The organism is Streptomyces sp. NPDC006197 (assembly GCF_040613865.1).
GTDB lineage: Bacteria > Actinomycetota > Actinomycetes > Streptomycetales > Streptomycetaceae > Streptomyces.
In genome coordinates this window covers 1-2,844 of sequence record NZ_JBEXSZ010000281.1, presented here as the reverse complement: position 1 = coordinate 2,844, position 2,844 = coordinate 1, and the positions used below count along the sequence as shown (strand labels likewise).

General features: G+C 70.0%; 1 protein-coding gene and 1 pseudogene. One reads left to right on the top strand and one right to left on the bottom strand.

The genetic code is table 11. The features are described 5' to 3' along the window. Positions 1 to 193: 193 nt before the first annotated feature. Entirely contained in the window at positions 194 to 748 is a 555-nt protein-coding gene (locus tag ABZ318_RS39380; RefSeq protein ID WP_190160270.1) for a DJ-1/PfpI family protein, read from the bottom strand. A 430-nt stretch (positions 749 to 1,178) separates the two neighbouring features. Here ABZ318_RS39380 and ABZ318_RS39375 point away from each other — a divergent pair. Beyond that, positions 1,179 to 2,844 (top strand): annotated as a pseudogene (locus ABZ318_RS39375) (NAD-glutamate dehydrogenase); the annotation flags it as partial.

The window sequence follows — 2,844 nt, the reverse complement described above, 5'->3', positions numbered from 1 at the left end:
CGTGTCCCGGCGGACCCCGAACCGATGCTGCGGCTGATCGACCGGGAACTGGAGCTGGGCCGGCGGAACGCATGCCCACAAACCATCCGGCGGAACGCCCGCCCACAAACCGCCGTGGCCGGGCTCGGCGGGACGCCCGCCCGCGAACCACCTGGCGGGCGCCCGCCCGCAAAGCACCACGACCGGAGCGGCGCTAGCCCTTCGCTCGTAGGACCTTCAGGAATTCGCGCATCCAGGTGGGGTGGTCCGGCCAGGCTCGGGAGGAGACCAGGAGGCCGTCGACCACGGCCGCGCTGTCCTGGAAGGTCGCCCCGGCCGCCTGCATGTCGAGTTCCAGGGCCGGGTAGGCCGTGACGCGGCGGCCCTCCAGGCTGCCGACGGCCGCCGTCAGGAGCGGGCCGTGACAGATCTGGGCCACCGGCTTGTCGGAGTCGAAGAAGGCCTTGAGGATCTTGCGGAGTTCCGGGTCGTTGCGCAGGTACTCCGGCGCGCGGCCGCCCGGGATCACCACCGCCACGTAGTCGCCCGGGTCGACCTCGGAGAAGGCCAGGTCGGCGGGCCAGGTGTAGCCCGGCTTCTCCGTGTACGTGTCGTAGCCCGGCTCGAAGTCGTGGACGACGAAGCGGAGCTGTTTGCGGGCGGGGGCGGCGATGTCGACCTCGTACCCCTCCTCAAGGAGGCGCTGGTAGGGGTACATCACCTCCAGCGACTCCGCCGCGTCCCCGGTCACGATCAGGATCTTCGCCATGGCTCTCCCGGATCACAGATGGTCGGTCTGTCGTGTTGTGCCCATGCTTGCGTACACGCTGCCCCCGGCGGGGTGGTTTGCCAAGAGGACACGTGTTGCTGTCCATAACGTCAAACTTCCCCCGCTCTTTTGTACGCATACGGCTCATGACGGTTCCGGGTGCGAGAGCGATAGGCTTTTCCCGTGATCAGCGCGATACGCCGTGGGGGCAGCGAAGCCCCCGGCTGCCGCCCGGTCCGCGACAGCGGCCGGGTCGAGCGTGCGTTCGCCGATCCTCTCCGTCCGGGCGCGCCACGTTCCGTGGCCGATAACGGCCCGGGCATCTCTCATCCGGGCATAACGTCGACTCTGACCGGAATCACCGCGTCGTGGCGTTGTGCCCTTTCTTCCACCGACGTCACGCAACGGCGCGCGACAGGAGTCAGAGGACATGCAGACCAAGCTGGACGAAGCAAAGGCCGAGCTGCTCGAGAGGGCCGCTCGGGTAGCTGAGCACAGCCCTGTCGGGGGGCGACTTCCTACGGGCCCGGAGGGCGCGGAGGAGCGCCCGGACCGGGACACCGTGCTCGACTACCTCCAGCGCTACTACCTGCACACCGCGCCCGAGGACCTCGCCGACCGCGACCCGGTCGACGTGTTCGGTGCCGCGCTCTCTCACTACCGGCTCGCGGAGAACCGTCCGCAGGGCACCGCGAACGTGCGCGTCCACACCCCGACGGTGGAGGAGAACGGCTGGACCAGCAGCCACTCCGTCGTCGAGGTCGTCACCGACGACATGCCCTTCCTCGTCGACTCGGTCACCAACGAGCTGTCCCGTCAGGGCCGCGGCATCCACGTCGTGATCCACCCGCAGGTCCTCGTCCGTCGTGACGTGGCCGGAAAGCTCATCGAGGTCCTGTCGACCCAGATCCAGGGCGAGCTGCCGCACGACGCGCTCGCCGAGTCCTGGATCCACGTCGAGATCGACCGCGAGACCGACCGCGCCGACCTCAAGCAGATCACCAGCGACCTGCTGCGCGTCCTGTCCGACGTCCGCGAGACGGTCGAGGACTGGGAGAAGATGCGCGATGCCGCCCTGCGCATCGCCGACGGCCTCGCCGACGAGCCCACCGCCACCGACCTGCGGCCGACCGAGGTGGAGGAGGCCCGCGAGCTGCTGCGCTGGCTCGCCGACGACCACTTCACCTTCCTCGGCTACCGCGAGTACGAACTGGTCAACGGTGACGCCCTGTCCGCCGTGCCCGGCACCGGCCTCGGCATCCTGCGCTCCGACCCGCAGCACGGCGCCGACGACCAGGGCCACCACGCCCACCCCGTCTCGCCCTCCTTCAGCCGGCTGCCCGCCGACGCCCGCGCCAAGGCGCGCGAGCACAAGCTGCTGATCCTGACGAAGGCCAACAGCCGGGCGACCGTGCACCGCCCCTCGTACCTCGACTACGTCGGCGTGAAGAAGTTCGACGCCGAGGGCAACGTCGTCGGCGAGCGCCGCTTCCTCGGCCTCTTCTCGTCCGCCGCCTACACCGAGTCCGTCCGCCGGGTCCCCGTCGTCAAGCGCAAGGTCCAGGAGGTCCTGGCGGGCGCCGGCTTCTCGCCGAACAGCCACGACGGCCGCGACCTGCTCCAGATCCTGGAGACCTACCCGCGCGACGAGCTCTTCCAGACCCCGGCCGACCAGCTGCAGTCCATCGTCACCAGCGTCCTGTACCTGCAGGAGCGGCGCCGGCTGCGGCTCTACCTGCGCCAGGACGAGTACGGCCGCTACTACTCGGCCCTCGTCTACCTGCCGCGCGACCGCTACACGACCCGCGTCCGGCTGCGGATCATCGACATCCTGAAGGAGGAGCTCGACGGCACCAGCGTCGACTTCACCGCCTGGAACACCGAGTCGATCCTCTCCCGGCTGCACTTCGTCGTCCGCGTCAAGCCCGGCACCGAGCTGGCGAAGCTCACCGACGCCGACGTCGACCGCATCGAGGCCCGGCTCGTCGAGGCCGCCCGCTCCTGGGCCGACGGCTTCGGCGAGGCGCTGAACGCCGAGTTCGGCGAGGAGCGCGCCGCCGAGCTGCTCCGCCGCTACGGCAACGCCTTCTCCGAGG

What these genes read in the sequence shown, in the direction of transcription:
- ABZ318_RS39380 (WP_190160270.1), bottom strand. Translation starts at nt 748, where the DNA reads ATGGCGAAGATCCTGATCGTGACCGGGGACGCGGCGGAGTCGCTGGAG.